The following is a 16,773-nucleotide window of genomic DNA, read 5'->3' as shown; positions in this document are numbered from 1 at the left end:
TTTTAAATATCATCAATCAATACCCGCTGTTACAGGGTCAGGTTCACACCAATGGCATACGTTCTGTTTTGCGGATAGTTGGTATTATCAAATCCACGTAAGGTAGAACTGGTGCCATAAGAATTGGTTTCCGGATCGTAGTAAGGATAGTTGGTGATATTGAATAAGTTGGTAGCGGTAATATATATGTTCAGGTTATTGATCCACTGACTGTGCATGGCTTTACCAGATAAGTTATAACCCAGGTTCACTGATTTCAACCGCAGGAAGGAACCTTTGTATACCCACATAGTAGAGGGAATATAGTTCCGCGAGTTCACACGGGGAATATTGGAGTTAGGGTTGGAAGGCGACCAGCGGTCTTTGATCATCGCATACTGATTGGTCAGTGGCTCACCTGTTTTGTAAAAATCATCTGCCAGGTTCATCACGTCATTGCCGAAAGAACCCTGGAAATAAATATTCAGTGATAAGTTTTTGTATCGGAAAGTATTACCGATGCCACCAAAAAATTTCGGGTTGCCATTGCCTATTTCACTAAAATCTTCCTGACCAAATTTGCCGTCACCGTTCCGGTCTACATATAATGGATCTCCTAATTTCGGATTGGCACTTGGATCTACTGCACCTTTGGGTACTGCATCTGATTTGCGTACACCGTAATAAGTAGCGCCCCAGAATGTACCCACCGGGTGACCTACCTGTAATTTGCTCACGGTGCTGTAGCCGCCAAAGTCAATGCCGGCAAGGTCAAAGCTTTCTACGCCACCCAGGTCTACCACCTTGCTACGGTTACCGGAAATATTGAGGGAGGATTCCCAGCTGAAATTTTTATGCGCGATATTTTGTGTGTTGATGAGTAATTCAAGGCCTTTATTTTCCACTACACCGATGTTGGTAGTTTTGCTGGTGAAGCCTGTTTGCGTGGGTAGCTGTTGACTTAACAAAAGGTCTTTAGTGCGTTTATTATAGTAATCCAGTTCCACGTTGATGCGGCCTTTAAGAAATCCTGCTTCCAGGCCCAGATCAAACTGGCGGGTGGTTTCCCATTTCAGATCCGGATTAGGCAGTTGGGATTGCACATAGCCGAGGATCTGTTTTTTACCGATAATATATCCGCTGACAGAGCTGAGTGCCGGCAGGGAAGAATAGGTTGGAATGGCCTGGTTGCCGTTATAGCCGTAGCTGGCCCGCAGTTTCAGGTTATCAAATACATTCAGGTGTTTGATAAAAGGTTCTTCTTCCAGGCGCCAGGCGATGGCTGCTGCCGGGAAAAAAGCATATTTGTGATTTGCCGCAAAGCGGGAAGCACCATCGGAACGACCGGTCAGGGTAAGGAGGTATTTTTCTTTATAACTATAATTAATTCTGCCCAGGAAAGAAACAATCGTAAACTGATCATACTGTGAGCCTATGCGAAATGTAGTCTGGTCGGTGGCGCCCAGGTTATTATATTGAAAGATGTCGCTGGCATATTTATCACCGGTGGCACTCAATGTATCCGTGTTGGACCTTTGATACGTGGTGCCGGCAAGGATATTGATATGGTGATCTTTTCCCAGTTGCTTATCATAGGTGAGTGTATTTTCACTCAGCCACATCAGTGTATTGCGGGAAGCGCCACTGGCAAAACCGCCTTTGCCRTCAATTGCCCGTGTAGGTAAACTACCTGGTGTATAGGCGTTTTTTTTCACAAAGTTCATTTCAGATCCGAATACAGATTTGAAAGAAAGACCTGGAAGGAGGTCCCATTGTACAAATACATTACCGATGATGTTATTGCTGATACTGTTGTCTATCGGTAAAGTGCCCTGTGCTACCGGGTTATCATATGTTTGCGGATCATTTGGTTTTTTGCTGGCAAAGGAGCCATCGGCATTGTACACCAAAGAAGCGGGGTTGTAGGAGAGGGCCGACTGACCATAGTTTTGTCCGCCGAGTTGTACGGTGTTGTTCTTGATTTCTGAGCGGCCAATATTAAGAATGGTTCCTACTTTCACATTCTTTTTTACGTATTTGTCCAGGTTCACCCTTAACTGGTAACGTTTAAAACCGGAGTTGATGATGATACCATCCTGGTTGAGGTAGTTGGCCGATAAAAAGTAGTGATAATTGTCTTTACCTCCGCTGGCACTCATGGTGATATTCTGCATAGGGGCTACGCGGGATACTTCCCGCTGCCAGTCGGTGCCACGACCCAGGGAATCCGGATTGCTGTATAATACCGGACCACCATAGTCGAGCGAACTTTCATTGGCCAGCTTAGCATAATCAGCGGCGCCCATCATATCAATATATTTAGGTACCTGCTGCCAGCCATTATATACATTCACATTGATTTTATCTTCTCCTGTCTTGCCGGTTTGGGTGGTAATGATGATCACACCATTAGCGCCCCTGGCGCCATAGATGGCGGTAGCAGAAGCATCTTTCAGTATCTGAATAGATTCAATATCCTCCGGATTAATCAGGTTCAGATCTCCTGCGCCAATCAATCCATCTATTACATATAGCGGTTCATTGTCTGCATTCACAGAGTTACCTCCGCGAATACGTATAGACGTGCCCGTACCTGGCGCACCACTGATGGACGTAATCTGTACACCGGCGGCTTTACCTTGCAACATCTGGTCTACACGTGTCACCGGCACATTTTTAAATACATCACTTTTAACGGTAGTTACCGCGCCGGTGAGATCTTTTTTGCGGGTGGTACCATAGCCTACTATCACCACATCTTCGAGGTTGGACACGGCTGCTTCCAGTGTTATCTTCAGGGGGCTGCCGGGCGTGGGCTGTATACTGTAGGACTGGTAGCCAATCATACTGCAATCCAGTGTTTCGCCTTCATTTACCCGTAACGAAAAGTGGCCCTGTGCATCGGTGGTAGTACCGCGACTGGTTTTCTTAACCCCTACAGTAGCTCCCGGCATCGGATGCCCGTCTTTATCCACTACCGTACCTTTTACAATGAAAGTATCTGTTACAGCGGCATTTACGGTGGGCGCAGGCGCGATATCGGCGTTGTTAAGCGTCGCTTTTGGGAGCGACTTTACTTTGAGGATAATAAATTTATCATCTACCAGTTCAAAACTAATCTGATCTGCCGGTAGCAGGCTGCTGAGTACCTGTTTCAGGGTAGACTCCCGGAAGGTGGCCGTTACGGGTTTACTTTTTCCCAGTACCTGGTCATTGTACACGAAACGTACACCGGCTTTTTTACCCAGTTGTTGCAGCACGGCCGACAAAGGTTGTTCCTTAAAGGTGGCGCTGACTTTTTTCTCCAATGCACTCTGGGCAGCCAGTGGCGAAGCCCAGCAAAGGGTAGCCGTAATGGTGATCAATAGTAGTTGCAGCAGGCTAACGCGCATAATAGTTTTGATTGATGATGCTAATCCGGAAGAAGGATAATCCGGCTTTTCACTGTCCTGAAATACCTTGCCCGGAAAGGAACAGACATGACATTCCCTTTTACATTTTTTCATGTAACTTTGGTTGAGTTTAAATAATAAATTGCTGTTTGTTGTTTGGACTTATTATACAGGGATGTTCGCGCATCCCTGTTTTTATTTGTATTTATTTACATCCGCTTCCTGTAATCATGATGGTACCGTCGTTAATTTGATACTCCGCATTGATGGCCATGGTAAGGAGTTTTAGAGAATTAGATAATGATTGATCAGTAATATCTGCTGTAATACGGCAGGCTTCAAATGATTGATAGTTGCCGGTAAATTTCACGTCAAATTTATGTTCGACCCGTTTGATGATATCCGGGAATGCTGTGCGGTTAAAGTTCATGTCGTATTCCGTACCATTCACTGACTGCGCTCTCTCTGTGCTGCTGGCCTTATTCACGGATGACTGGTGGCTGTTACTAATGAACTCATAGTCCGGGGTAATAAGCAATGGAGCTGTATTGTCTTTACTGTTTTTCTTTACTACCTGTACCTTGCCTGTTAATACCAGCAGGGAGAAGGAGTTGCGGGGTGTTTGTTCCTTTATATTGAAGCTGGTGCCCAATACCCTTGTCGTGTACTGGCCACTTTCCACGATAAAAGGATGCGCCGCATCTTTCTTTATCTCAAATAATCCTTCTCCTTTTAGTTCTACCTGCCGGTCTTTTTTTCCAAAGCTGGCGTGGTAGGAGAGGGAGCTGTTCCCTTTCAGCCACACAATACTGCTGTCGGGCAGAATCATTTTTTTAATACCGCCATCTGCCGAAACGATCACCATATTGCCTTGTTGCCATTTATGGATGCCTGCCCATCCTGCGGCGATGAGTAGTAATACGGCCGCTGCCTGCATCAGTCGTTTACGCAGGTGGCCTTTAACCGGCTGTAAGCGGGGCGATAGCTTATGTTGCAACGCAGCAAACAATCGTTCTTCCATGTCACTTTCATGTGCATCTGCCGAATCCCAGGTAATTTCTGCGGGCGTTTGCTGCGCATACCATTCCAACAAAACGTTTCTTTCTGCTGCGGTGATCGTTCCTTCTATCCATTTGTCGGCCAGTTGCCTGATGTTGTCCGGTATTTGTGGCTGCATATCAATGCCCTTTGTTATATAGTGGGTGAAAAAATGTGCTTACCCTTAGTGGTGAAGAAAAAATATTTTTCAGAGAGAATAAAACAGGCAGCGGAAGTGACTGACGGCCCCTCTTAATATGCGCAATGCCTTGCTCATGTGTGATTCTACTGTTTTGTGAGATATCTGCAGGGTGTGTGCAATTTGTTTTTCGGTCAGGCCCTGTTCCCTGCTTAACCGGAATACGAGCTGACATTTTTCAGGAAGCGTACCAACCACGCTTTCTATAGCTGCTTTCAGCGCTTCGCCCTCCAGCCATTGTTCGGTAGAATGATCGGAAACAATACAATCGGCGGCATCTTCCGTTACCGGCAGCCGTTTATTGGCAGCTATCCGCTCAAATATTTTATAACGGGTAACGGCAGAGATATAAGTATGGAAGCTGTATTTGATTTGCAAAGATTGGCGGCGGTGCCAGATATTCACAAACACGTCCTGTACCAATTCTTCCGCATCTGCATGGGATTGCAGTTGCGTATAAGCTTTGGCAAGCAGTTTTTTCCAGTATCTTTTGTAGAGTTGGCGAAATGCCACTTCATTGTTCTGCATCAACAGTTGTAGCAGCTCTTCATCCGTGTATTGCTCCATTGCCACCGGAATTACAGTTGATAAGGTGATACGTACGTGCAACCAAATAAACTCCTTTTTTTTCAATTAGCAAATTACCCCCGGCTAAAAGTAGCAGTCAAACGGAAGGTAGGAGAAAATACCAGAGAAATGAGATAAAATACTACTAGCGATACCCCCTGAAAAAAATATTTCCTCCGGGTAAGGGTAACCAGGAAATTATACCCACTATATAATGGGAGGCTTTATGGCTTTCCAACTATGAAAACGAATGAACCACGATAGCTGATGATCCCGAAACAGTGCAATGAAAGAAGATTCAACCAAAAAGAAACCCAAAACGTGTAACCGTTAAGGTTACCTCATAAGATATACTGCCGGCCGATCGGGCGCAGTACTGTTTTCTCTGATCACTAAATACATATTTGTATGCAACTGAATTTTAAAAACAGCCGTGTACCCCTGTGGGGCACCATCGGATTGCTGTTGCTGGCGGGCAGCTCCCGGTCACAAACCATGACGCGGCAGGACAAAATCTTTATTCAGAAAGGTATTCAGTACCAAAGCTGGATCCGGGTAGATGGCGCCCCTGAAGACCATCCCGTTCCGGCGCTGACAACGATTAATATCGGCAGAACCGGCCGTTATGTAAAGATCCAGCTACCGGCTACCGATCCGCTGAGTCTTGCGGAAGTACAGGTGTTCAGCGGCGGTGTAAATGTTGCCGTAAGTAAATCCACGCAGCAATCATCCGATATCAATCCCGGGAGCGGGTTGAGCAGCAAGGCGGTAGATGGCAATACCAACGGTAACTATGCTGCCGGCTCGGTGACACATACGCTTGCAGGCAGCGTTGCCATAGAACCCTGGTGGCAGGTAGACCTGGGCAGTATTGTTACCATCGACTCTGTTCGTATCTGGAACCGGACCGACTGCTGCGATCAGCGCTTGAAAGGGTTTTATTTGTTTGTGTCCAATGCTGCCTTTTCCAACAACTCCCTGGTCAGCACCTTTGCGCAAAGCGGCGTTAGCTGGTATATGCAGCCGGGAGCGGATCATTTTCCCAGTGGCAATGAATTGGCAAACAGTCATTTTGCGCCTACTTACTACGAACTACCTATGTACAATTATACCATCCACCAGCAAAATCCTACCGCACAGTGGGGATTAGTGAAAGGACCTTATGGTACACAGGTAAGCCGTGGCCCTACTGCCTTTGAACAGTCGAATGGATTTCTGAATAGCCTGCAGGCGGCAGACAGTAACTTGTTGTCCAGCATTTGTTTTGGCGATGAAGAAGGCTACAGCACAACGGTACAAAACTATATGCGTGACTGGTTCACCGTATCCAGGAATAAATACCCCAATGTACTGGTACATAATAATCAATATATCGGTCAATGGTCGGAGGCCAATCTCCGGACCTATCTGCAAACAGCCAGACCTGATTTGCTGACGTATGACTACTACTATTTTTATGTAAACAGAAATCCTGCGGCTGGAGGCTCCCAGGCCGCGATCCTGCAGGACATGTATACCTACCGCAAACTGGCGCTGGAAGGTTATGATGGCAGCGGTACTTCGCCTATTGCTTTCGGGGCCTATTTGCAGGGGTATAAGGGCAGCAGAAATGGTGGTTCCTATAACTACTATCCATCTGAATCAGAATTTAATATCGGCGTGTATGCGTTCCTGATCATGGGCGCCAAATGGCTGAACAGCTTCCGCTACATTGGCGGTAATGATACCTTCTTCTGGACAGATCAGAATGGTACACCTACGGCCCAATACTGGCAAAATGCAAGACTGGGCGATGAAGTGGGGCACCTGTCTCCGCATTTATCGCGTTTGCGTACCCGCGATGTACGCTTCATCGCCGGGCAACATCTATCCGGCAGCACCGCGGTGAATAATACCGCTCCTGCCAGCATTGCTGCCTGGGATTCTACAGCAGGACCATATATTACCAGCATTGCGGCCACTAACCTGGTAAGCGCTACCAACAATGGTTTAAGAGGAGATGTAGCCATCGGATACTTTAAGCCGGTACCGGGCATCGATAATACCAGTGGTATTGCCATGGCGCCTGTGACCAGTACCAGTGCTGCCTATTTCATGATCCTGAATGGTCTGACGGTTTCCAACGGCTGTTGCAATGCCCCCGGCACCACAGGGATCTTAACGGATACTATCCAGGGCAAAGCAAATCTGGCTAAGCAGAAAATCACACTGAGTATTAATTTCGGTACTTATCCTGTAGATACTTTATACCGGGTAAGAAGGAAAGATGGTGTGGTAGAAAAGGTGAACCTGACACTGGTCAGTGGCAAAAAATATCAACTGAATGATACACTGGATGGCGGTTTGGCCGACCTGTTTTATTGGAAAAATGCGGGCACTGTAGTGGTTCCTGCCAGCAACCTGGCCCTGAATAAGCCGGCTACGCAATCGAGCGATCATAGTAGTACCACCGGTCTTGCGCCACTGGCAGTAGATGGTAATACCAACGGTGATTATTTCAGCAGCTCTGTTACCTCTACTGCGGATGCGTTAACCAATCAACCCTGGTGGCAGGTGGATCTGGGCGCTTCCGCCAACATCCAGACTATCAGCATCTATAATCGAACGGACTGTTGTGGTAGTCGTCTTGCTAATTATCATATTTTTATTTCCGATGTTCCTTTTACCTCTTCCACGGTGAGCGGCACACAGGCACAGGCTGGCGTGCAGGATTACTTTCAAACAGCTACTGCGGGCAGTCCATCGGTGATTGCTATCAACAATACGGGCCGGTATGTGCGGGTACAACTGCAGAGCACCAACGTAGTGTTGAGTCTGGCGGAAGTGCAGGTAATGGGTAATTTTAATATAGCACCATTGCAGCAGTCTGCGGTGGCTGTTGTACATCCGGAGGGATTGACCACATTGAAAGGCAGTGAAGAGCTGTCGTGCAGCGTATATCCGAATCCGTTATCCGGAGAAGAAATTACCGTTTCGCTGATAGCGCCAGTAACGGAGATGACTACACTGAAAGTATATGACTTGAAAGGGCAGTTGGTGCTGACAAGGCCCGGTATCTCTTTACGTAAAGGCAATAATAGTATCCGTGTGCAGGTAGGAAGTCTTACGCCGGGCATTTACCTTTTACGTATGGGCGTACAACAAAAGGAAATGGTGAAGAAGCTGGTGGTGATGAGCCGAAAGGATTAACTAAATAAAAAAGCAGGACTGACCGTCCTGCTTTTTTATTATGCGCCTATTGGTAATATAGAGTTCTTAATTTCAATTACACAGGTGTCTGTCCACCGGTCATGCCAGGGGTTGCAGGTTCCCGTTCCCAGTCCGCTCATCGGATTAAAAGGAACGGCACGGATAATTCCCCTGTAGAAAGCTTTGAGCGGAGTAATGGCGGTGCCGTCCATATTTACTGCCCGGGTACCCGTGATCAGTTTACCGAGTGTTCTGCCGCGGAAGATGGCTTCTACTATGCCCATATAGATCCCGAAAAATACTAATGCCAAGACTCTCTCCAGGAGTTCATTATCCAGTGAGGATAGCATAGCGTCTGACGTGTCAGGAGATACCATGGCAAGAAAGAAAAAGAAAAGGAATATGACGGCATAAAAACTTAATAAATCGATGACGTAGTTGCCCAGGCGTTTTCCTGAACTGGCGTTACTCAGATGTATTTCATCCTCAAAAATGGATGTTTCTGTTGTTTGTTGTTCCATGAGTACAAGGTATAGGTGTGCGCAAAGGTATAAAAAATAGCGAATTGGGATCAAGTTGAAAACCTGGGAGGTAGCCATAAATTATTAACTGGAAAAGTATATTTCCATTACGTTGATACTGTCTATGCTATGCTTAGCACCCGCTATATACCTATAGTAGGATTGCAGTAGAGGTGGACTTGATGCGGGGATGAGTTCCGGATGTGTAACCGGGATGAAATTGCATCAGCAAATGTGTATGGGCATTTAGAGGATATTGAAAAAAGGATATTCTCCCCGTTTTCAACCTGATCTCCAATTGTACAAATAGCAGTATACTTGTCATGTTGTGGCATGACTTACACCAGGGGGCAAATAACAACCGTATTGGGAAACGAAAGTTTATGGGATATCCTACTTATAAACGGTTTTTCCCGGTATCCCTGAGACAGGGTACCGGTAACCGTGTTGCAGCTGTAGTTATTTTAAAGTTTGACTGATGTACTCCTGGAATTTACAGATCATTCAATCCTTTTCCATCGAGGATTTGCGGGATATATTTTTCTACTCTAGACTCCCTGGTTTTGGGTAGTTTGGCGGAAGTAAAATAAAGATTGTAGGCTCTCTGCCGTCCTGGTGTCAGCGCTTCAAACGCGGCTTTCAGGGCAGGCATTTTATTTAATTTCTTTTGAAATTCTTCCGCCACTTTAAATTCTCCGGTTGTTTTGAGCTTCACTTTCAAACCGGCTTTTTCCACTTCAATGGCTTCAAAAATGTAGGCCTTCAGGATAGATTTCAGCTGCGTTACTTCCTTCATGCTGGTGAACCGGACCTGGCGTCCTGCCTGTACATTTTCGCTTTGCCGGATGAGGATATCATTGGGATCACTTAACAGCGCACCCTTGAAAAATAACACCGCACAGTAGTCTTTAAACACATGTATTAATGCGACGTTACCATCCTGGTAAGTATAACAGGGACTGCCCCATTTCAATTCTTCGGTCAGCATACAATCAAGAAGGATGATTCTCAATTTCTTGATTTCTTCCTGCCATTTATTGTCGTTCTCAAAATAAAAATCAACTTTCGGATTCATGCTGCTTATTTATTGATGTTAACCAAAACGAGTCTTCTGTCTGCGGGTCTGAAATACCAGGATATCGCGGTTAGTGCCAGTAATAGTAAACAAGGTCCAATTTCCTTCGTGGTACCTGCTGCGATATGGGAAAATGCAGCTCCGGACATGGCAAAGAAAAAGCCTGCATATGCCCATTCCTTTAATAAGGCAAATTTAGGAATAAGTATTGCTACAACCCCAAGCATTTTCCAGGTACCCAGTATCGGCAGCAGGTAGTCAGGATAGCCCAGGTGAGCCGTGAAATCTGCTTCGCCTTTCACTTTCATCAGCTGCACTATGCCGGTTGATACCATGCCCAGTGACAGCCAGAGCGTGGCTATCCAATAGATGATTTTATTTCTCTTTGACATGATGTGTTATTTTAGTTTGTTAACAATTTCCTGTAAACGGTTATGGGCCATATTCATGCCTTTAGACATACCAATCTGCAAATACTGATCTCTTTGTGCTACAGATCTGTATACGATATGCATGCTGAGTTTGCTGGTATCGTCTGAGAGTGCTTCAAATTCCAGGAATTCGAGCTGAATGCCAAATCCCGTATTCTCCATTTCAAAGGTCCGGGTGATTTTCTGGTCCGGAACAAACTCGTGGATGGTGCCATTGAATCCGTGTTTGTTGCCCTTAGGATCGGTTGTTTCAAATTGATAGCCGCCCTGCTTTTGGTTATCGAGTTTCAGCACTTTGGTACTCATCCATTGCTCCACAATTTCGGGATCTACGTAGGCCCGGAACAATAACTCCAATGGGAGGTCGAATTCCCTGGTGATTGTCAATTCCTGTTTGCCATCTTCGGCATGTACTTTTGTTTTAGGCTCCATAGTTATTCCGGTTTTTTGGTTTTATATTTTTTCATGATGGATTCTAATTTATTAAAACGTTCATCCCACATTTGGCGGAATGGCTCAATAAAATCTGCTATGGCTTTCATTTTTTTTGCATTGATATAATAGTGGATTTCCCTGCCTGTCTGTTTTTGTTCCAGCAATTCGCACTCGGTGAGTATTTGCAGGTGTTTTGAAACGGTAGGTCTTGCTGTATCAAAATTGGCAGCAATGGCGCCTGCTGTCATGCCCTGAGTGGCTACCAACAGTAGTATTGCCCTTCTTGTAGGGTCTGCTATGGCTTGAAATACATCTCTACGCAAATTCATTATGTAGCTATTTGACTACAAATATAAGTGTAGTTATTTAACTACGCAAATTTTTTTGAGAAAGTTTTCCTGGTTATTAAATGTTGTAACACATTATAGCGCTATGGAATAAAATTGATGTCCCCTGAACTCTGCATGCCCCGTTGATCCGTGACCGATAGGAACCATATCAACGTTCCGGCAGGTGGCAGGGGTGCCTTGAGGTACCGGCCCTGTATATCGGCTTTCGCCGTTTGCCATACCTTATCCTTTAAGAGTGTAGTCGTATCCGTGGTATAATGAATGAATGCCCCGGTAAGAGGTGTAGCCGATTGCACACGGGCGCTGATCCCTGTTTTGGTAGTGACGCTTTTTTTGATCAGTGCCAACGGAGGGGTATGATTGAGGTAGCTGTTGATGAAGCAGAAAATTTCTTCATTGTCCCAGCCTGCATGGTGACTATGTTTCAATCCCACTTTAACAGACAGGTTCCTGTTTTTTACCTGTTCATATGTTTTTTTATAACTGTCCAGGTAGAAATGTCCATCATTGGTTCCGTTCACAAATAGCACGGGCATAACGGCCTTGCTGATATACTGTGAAGGATCATATTGTTGTACCCAGGTTTGCCGGTCTGCCGCGGGGAGCAGATCCAGTTCCTTGCGCATGGAGCTGTTTTCAAACAGGTATCCGCAGCCATATACCGGCACCACCACCTGGTAACGGTTATCCACGCCTGCCAGCAGGGAAGAAATGATACCGCCCCAGCTGATACCGGTGAGGGCTATACGATTACTATCTACCTCCGGCTTGCTGCGTAACAGGTTATGTGCCAGGATCACATCTGCCACGGCCTGGTACATCCATTGCCCGGAAAGGGCAGGGGTGATGGTGAAATAAGGTGTTTTATTGTCGGGCTCCACAAAGCCATGTTCCAGGTGTACTTTACCCGGACCATTACCCCGCAGGTCCATGGCAATGGCGGCATAGCCTTTCTTCGCCCACATAATGGCCCATTCTTTAAATGCTGCGCCGCCCCCGCCATGCACCAGCACTACCCCCGGCAGATCATGATCCAGCCTTTTATTGCCGGTAACGGTTCCGGGAGTGGCGTAGTAAGCAAATACCTGCTGGGTGCTGTCATGATAAGGAAGCCCCTTATAAAGAATACCTATGGCGGAATCACTGCTGATCACTTCATAAGCGGGTGTTTGATAAATAGCAGGTACATCCCAGCGGGTATGACGGAGCTGACTTTTACCCGGCAGAGAGATAACAGCCAGGAGGAAAAACAGGATAATATGTTTGTGCATAGGAGCGTGGATGATATCTCTAATATAGCGCAAACAGGGATGAAAATGAATCCCGCTGAATTTAGTACCGGTATTGGTGAAAATGTTGTTACAGCATCTTTCTCATCCACAGGGCAAGCTGCGGATCGCTGCCCCGCATCATCACAGAGCTGTCTGCTATTTCAAAATGATGTTGCCGGTAAAAGGTAATGGCCCGGGCGTTCTTTTCCCATACGTTCAGCCACAGCTGATCATAACCATGATCGGTGGCGTAGCGGATGCAGTAGTCCATTAGCATCGCGCCAATCTTTTTTCCCTGTTGTTGTGTAAGGAGGTACAATCTTTCCAGTTCAATGTAATTTTCCACCTCTTGCCGCTCCGGCCTGCCCTGCATATTCATTTTGGCATAACCTGCCCATTCACCTTCGCAGGTGGCAATCACGAAGACGGTATGCGGCTGCCGCCATTCCAGGAGGAACTGATCGGGGTGAAATGCTTTGCGGATATAGGCTGTCAGATCGTCTTCCGGCATTTGCCCGGTAAATGCTTCCCAGAAAGCCTGTCCGGCCATTTGGGATAATGCAGGCATGTCTTCATAGCATGCTTCCCGCAGGGTAATTTTTCCATCAGTCGTTGTATTCATCTCTCGAAAAGTGATTAGAACAACAAAGCTGAGGTATCCTGGGGGATGACACCCGGAAAATCGGGATTAAAACTTGTAAAATCGGGAGCATTATAATTGCTTAGGGCTCACCCCATACTTTTTTTTGAATGCCTTGCTGAAGTAAGCAGGGGAGGCGTACCCGGTTTCATAGGCTACTTCGCTGACATTTTTAGTACTACTCCGTAGCAATTCCCTGGCCCGTTCCAGCCGGTAATGAATGAGGAAGTCTATCACGGAAGTATTAAACAGCGCTTTAAAGCCGGTCTTCAGTTTAAATTCGTTGAGGCCGGCGAGTCTGGCTAAACCAGAAAACTGAACCGGATCTGCATAATGCCGGGTGAGGTAGTCTTTGATGAAGTAAAGTTTCTCTTTGTCTGCCGCACTCTTTACAACCGTATTTTTTTCGGGAGATATTCCCGCGCTGGCATCTGCAAATAATAAAAATAATTCCACTGCTTTTGAGCGCAGGTAGATCTTTTTCATGTTGGAATGAAAGCGGCAGTGGAGGATGTCGTCAATACATTTTTCCATGGCATCATTCATGGACAGCCACTGGTTGGAAAACAGTGCAGGTTGACTGTTAGCCGCCTTGCCGGCAAATTGATCCATGGTGATGCGCCCTTCTGCAATGAGGTCCTGGAAACAGTTTTGGGTAATTTGCAGGGAGAAGATTTCCGAGTGATCGTCTATATGCGACATACTGCTATCCAGTTCTGCTGCATATAACATATTGTATTGTCCCCGTTCTATGGAAAAGCTTTTTGATAACTGCCGGTAGTTGATCCGGGTACGGCCTTTCCGGTTGAAATAGATCTTTACGGCGTCAATATCATTTTTGATACCATAGGTCGTGGCCTGTTGCTGCCCCAGCACTGCATATGCGAGCCGGAAGCCTTCAAAGCACCAGTTTTGAAAGGTCATATCGGCATGCTCCATACCTATGTTGTCAATGCTTTCCACCAGGTCAGTTGAATTGAGATCTGTACCGGAAATAGCGTTCCGGTAAAAGGCGGTTGGTTGTTGCGGATTATTGAAGAGCAGCGGCATGTGGTGCAATTAAGGAATAAATTTACAATAATTTCCGGGGTCTGTTTTTCAGTAGCTTTACGATGGTATCCATCTCCCTGAAAATAATTTATGTATGTTACAAAACAGAGTAGATCCATTTGGGAATATTATCCGCAGCAGCGCCCGTGGCACCTGGATGGGCAACCGCGGCATCCTGCATGATGAGCAACAGCATATTCAGCGGTCCTTTAAGTTGAAGGCCTGGATCACCTGTGTGCTGCAGTTCAAAAACCGGAAAAGAACGGTGATGGCGCCACATCGCTATACGGAGCTGTTTTTCCGCGATGAAGCTACCGCCTTTGCTGCTGGTCACCGACCCTGTTTTGAATGCCGCAGAGCCGATTATAATCGTTTTAAAACCTATTGGCTGAAAGGTAATGCGGAATATGGCTTCGAAGCAGGTGTATCTATTCAGCAAATAGATAACATATTACACGGGGAAAGAATAGACCGGCAAGGAGTAAAAGTGACGTATAGGGCTTCCATTCATGATTTGCCGGATGGCTGCTTTATCGTATACCACGACCAGCCGTACGTGGTTTTTAAGCAGGCGTTGTTTTTATGGTCTCCCGAAGGGTATATAAAAAAAGAAATGTTCCCGGAAGAGGAAATGGTGCAGGTACTCACGCCTACATCTGTTGTGCGCGCATTCCTTGCGGGTTATGTGCCGGAGGTGTTATTGCCTGAGAAATTTATACAAGCGGAGTAAATAGAAAACAACTACGAATACAAGTACCATGTCTATCACCATGGCCAACCATTGGAAGGTAATATGGTCATCCATCTGCTGTGTAGCAGCACTCATTCCAACGCTATGCCGGTAAAAAGTAAAGGGAAAGCCCATGGTGGTAGCGCCATCATAAGCCAGGCCCCCATGATAGGAAATGCCGGTGACGATGCAACATAAAATGACGGAAAGTATCAGCCAGGCAGTGGTGGATTTCATTCGCTGTATTTTTTTAGGGATCTGATGATCTTGTCAACAGTGGCTGTTTTTTCCGCCGTGTTGTTCCCTTTGGTGGTAAATGCCAGTGAATATGTTTTTCCATCCAGGTGAAAAACGGTAAATATGCCTGAATAGTGGTAATCATCTTTTGAGCCTTCATAAGTAGCTCTTAGTGCCTGCAGATTGCCTATTCTGAGCGCTTCCGGACCTGTTAATAATTTAAAGGCGACACTTCGCTCTGCTGAAACCTCCTGGATACTTTCTATCGTTTTTTCCAACACCATTTTTAAATCAGCGTTGACATTTAGCCGCAAAATGACCAGGTAGTTGCCGGTGGCCTTTGGGTTTTGGTCATCAATTTTGATCGTCCGCTGGCCTATTGCCGTATCGGTTGCATCTTTGATAACCTTCCAGTACGGTGGCAGGTTCATCGTCAGGCTATCAGATGTATAAGGATGATCTCCCCTTGGGGTTTCTGTACAGGCGATGAATAAAAAGAACAGGCAGAAAATCAGTTTGCTGGGCGTCATTTTAATGGAATTAAACAAAATACAGGTACAACAATATATAGCAGCTGACTGTTACCTTTGATACAAATGCTACAGCGATCAAGTTAAACAGAAAACAGTTACTATGAAAAAGATACTGATTTTTTTACTATTCCTGCCTTTTTTCAGTGCTGCCCAGAGCGGAAAATTACTGAATGGTTATATCTACGGTATGGTTAATGACGGGTCTATTGGTGGTGGTATTATCGGTAATGTGTCGTTGTTGCACAACACCATTGCAGTAGGACCAGGAGTAGAAGTAACCTCCTATAATGATCATGTAATGATTCCCGTATTTGCGGACCTTAAAATCAAGCATCAGTTCCTCCATATCGAACCCTATATTACCGGTCAGTTTGGCCGCAATGCTTATAATGTAAGTCGCACTGAAAATATTAACGCCGCTGCCGGCGGACAACAAGCCATTACGTTTAATGAATCCGGAAAATACTTTTATGGAGTGGGCGCCGGCCTTGCATGGCATTTTCCCAAAATAGGCATTTTTGCATCCTATATCTATCGTGGCTATCAATACCGTTATCCCGACCGGATTGAATTGGATGGGCAGGTTAATTTCGGTGATAAATCAGTGAACGCAAGTGTGATTGCTGCTGGTATTGTATTTTGAAGAATTATCTTATTATAGATAGAGACTTTACCCGATAAATTATGCACGCGTTTAAAATAAGTGCATCGCTGTATCAATTATCTGTAGGGCATTTACAACGGAGTTGCAATCTTTTTTAACGAACGCGTTGCCTATTTTTTTACCTTTATGCTATTGGATAATTAGCATGAGACTGATTTCTTATATATTGACCCTCCTGGTTTTGGTGCTGAGCTGTATTCCCTGCAGCGACAAGGCAACAACGAGGGTGGCTGCTATCCAATATACGGCACCTGCGGGAGCGCAACACGCACCTATAGATGCATGTTCACCCTTTTGTATTTGTGCGTGCTGTGCTACTAATCCGGTGCTGTCTGAGCACATTGTTTATTCGCTCTACCACCCGGATCTTTCTGTTACACATCCTGTATTCTGTTGCTCGTTTGTGCAGGAACTCCCTTTTGCTGTATGGCAACCTCCTCAATTGGCTTAGTGTAGTATAGTCGTCATCGTT

17 protein-coding genes are annotated in these 16,773 nt (G+C 45.8%); 4 read left to right on the top strand and 13 right to left on the bottom strand.

Features of this window, described 5'->3' with window-relative positions:
* Positions 1-29: 29 nt before the first annotated feature.
* The 3 genes from AC1DP6_RS27230 to AC1DP6_RS27220 form a co-directional block, all read right to left on the bottom strand.
* Positions 30-3,485, bottom strand: a complete 3,456-nt coding sequence (locus AC1DP6_RS27230; protein ID WP_477057682.1) for a SusC/RagA family TonB-linked outer membrane protein — start codon at positions 3,483-3,485, stop codon at positions 30-32.
* Between the two features lie 91 nt (positions 3,486-3,576).
* Positions 3,577-4,548, bottom strand: coding sequence for a FecR family protein (locus AC1DP6_RS27225; RefSeq protein ID WP_477057681.1), 972 nt, complete (start codon positions 4,546-4,548; stop codon positions 3,577-3,579).
* A 69-nt stretch (positions 4,549-4,617) separates the two neighbouring features.
* The gene (locus AC1DP6_RS27220; protein WP_477057680.1) at positions 4,618-5,175 is read right to left on the bottom strand and encodes an RNA polymerase sigma factor; all 558 of its coding nucleotides are present in this window, start codon (positions 5,173-5,175) and stop codon (positions 4,618-4,620) included.
* A 408-nt stretch (positions 5,176-5,583) separates the two neighbouring features.
* Here AC1DP6_RS27220 and AC1DP6_RS27215 point away from each other — a divergent pair, with 408 nt between their 5' ends.
* Positions 5,584-8,364: a T9SS type A sorting domain-containing protein gene (locus AC1DP6_RS27215; protein WP_477057679.1), complete on the top strand. Its 2,781-nt coding sequence runs from the start codon at positions 5,584-5,586 to the stop codon at positions 8,362-8,364.
* Positions 8,365-8,402: 38 nt separating this feature from the next.
* On the opposite strand, the gene AC1DP6_RS27210 is transcribed toward AC1DP6_RS27215, so the two are convergent.
* The 8 genes from AC1DP6_RS27210 to AC1DP6_RS27175 all read right to left on the bottom strand — a co-directional run bounded on the left by AC1DP6_RS27210 (position 8,403) and on the right by AC1DP6_RS27175 (position 14,137).
* Entirely contained in the window at positions 8,403-8,885 is a 483-nt protein-coding gene (locus AC1DP6_RS27210) for an RDD family protein (protein ID WP_477057678.1), read from the bottom strand.
* 493 nt (positions 8,886-9,378) lie between these two features.
* Positions 9,379-9,960 (bottom strand): YdeI/OmpD-associated family protein, encoded by a 582-nt coding sequence (locus tag AC1DP6_RS27205; protein ID WP_477057677.1) that lies wholly within the window; start codon positions 9,958-9,960, stop codon positions 9,379-9,381.
* A 5-nt stretch (positions 9,961-9,965) separates the two neighbouring features.
* The gene (locus AC1DP6_RS27200; RefSeq protein WP_477057676.1) at positions 9,966-10,352 is read right to left on the bottom strand and encodes a DoxX family protein; all 387 of its coding nucleotides are present in this window, start codon (positions 10,350-10,352) and stop codon (positions 9,966-9,968) included.
* A gap of 6 nt (positions 10,353-10,358) precedes the next feature.
* On the bottom strand, positions 10,359-10,823 hold the full coding sequence (locus AC1DP6_RS27195) for an SRPBCC domain-containing protein (protein ID WP_477057675.1): 465 nt from the start codon (positions 10,821-10,823) through the stop codon (positions 10,359-10,361).
* 2 nt (positions 10,824-10,825) lie between these two features.
* Positions 10,826-11,155: an ArsR/SmtB family transcription factor gene (locus tag AC1DP6_RS27190; RefSeq protein WP_441575625.1), complete on the bottom strand. Its 330-nt coding sequence runs from the start codon at positions 11,153-11,155 to the stop codon at positions 10,826-10,828.
* A gap of 101 nt (positions 11,156-11,256) precedes the next feature.
* Positions 11,257-12,447: an alpha/beta hydrolase family protein gene (locus AC1DP6_RS27185; protein WP_477057674.1), complete on the bottom strand. Its 1,191-nt coding sequence runs from the start codon at positions 12,445-12,447 to the stop codon at positions 11,257-11,259.
* 88 nt (positions 12,448-12,535) lie between these two features.
* On the bottom strand, positions 12,536-13,069 hold the full coding sequence (locus AC1DP6_RS27180) for a GNAT family N-acetyltransferase (RefSeq protein ID WP_477057673.1): 534 nt from the start codon (positions 13,067-13,069) through the stop codon (positions 12,536-12,538).
* Between the two features lie 90 nt (positions 13,070-13,159).
* Positions 13,160-14,137, bottom strand: a complete 978-nt coding sequence (locus AC1DP6_RS27175; RefSeq protein ID WP_477057672.1) for a helix-turn-helix domain-containing protein — start codon at positions 14,135-14,137, stop codon at positions 13,160-13,162.
* 94 nt (positions 14,138-14,231) lie between these two features.
* Between AC1DP6_RS27175 and AC1DP6_RS27170 the strand changes: the two genes are divergently transcribed.
* A complete protein-coding gene (locus tag AC1DP6_RS27170; protein ID WP_477057671.1) occupies positions 14,232-14,867 on the top strand; it encodes a hypothetical protein in 636 nt (211 codons plus the stop codon).
* On the opposite strand, the gene AC1DP6_RS27165 is transcribed toward AC1DP6_RS27170, so the two are convergent.
* A complete protein-coding gene (locus AC1DP6_RS27165; protein WP_477057670.1) occupies positions 14,835-15,104 on the bottom strand; it encodes a hypothetical protein in 270 nt (89 codons plus the stop codon). The genes AC1DP6_RS27170 and AC1DP6_RS27165 overlap by 33 nt on opposite strands.
* Positions 15,101-15,634 carry a hypothetical protein gene (locus AC1DP6_RS27160; RefSeq protein WP_477057669.1) on the bottom strand — a complete coding sequence of 178 codons (534 nt, stop codon included), beginning with the start codon at positions 15,632-15,634 and terminating at the stop codon, positions 15,101-15,103. Before AC1DP6_RS27160 ends, AC1DP6_RS27165 begins: the two co-directional genes overlap by 4 nt.
* A gap of 103 nt (positions 15,635-15,737) precedes the next feature.
* Here AC1DP6_RS27160 and AC1DP6_RS27155 point away from each other — a divergent pair, with 103 nt between their 5' ends.
* Positions 15,738-16,280 carry a hypothetical protein gene (locus AC1DP6_RS27155; protein ID WP_477057668.1) on the top strand — a complete coding sequence of 181 codons (543 nt, stop codon included), beginning with the start codon at positions 15,738-15,740 and terminating at the stop codon, positions 16,278-16,280.
* Positions 16,281-16,446: 166 nt separating this feature from the next.
* Positions 16,447-16,752, top strand: coding sequence for a DUF6660 family protein (locus AC1DP6_RS27150; RefSeq protein ID WP_477057667.1), 306 nt, complete (start codon positions 16,447-16,449; stop codon positions 16,750-16,752).
* Positions 16,753-16,773: the final 21 nt, after the last annotated feature.

The organism is Chitinophaga sp. 01L420 (genome assembly GCF_056399985.1).
This window is presented reverse-complemented; position numbering and strand designations above follow the sequence as displayed.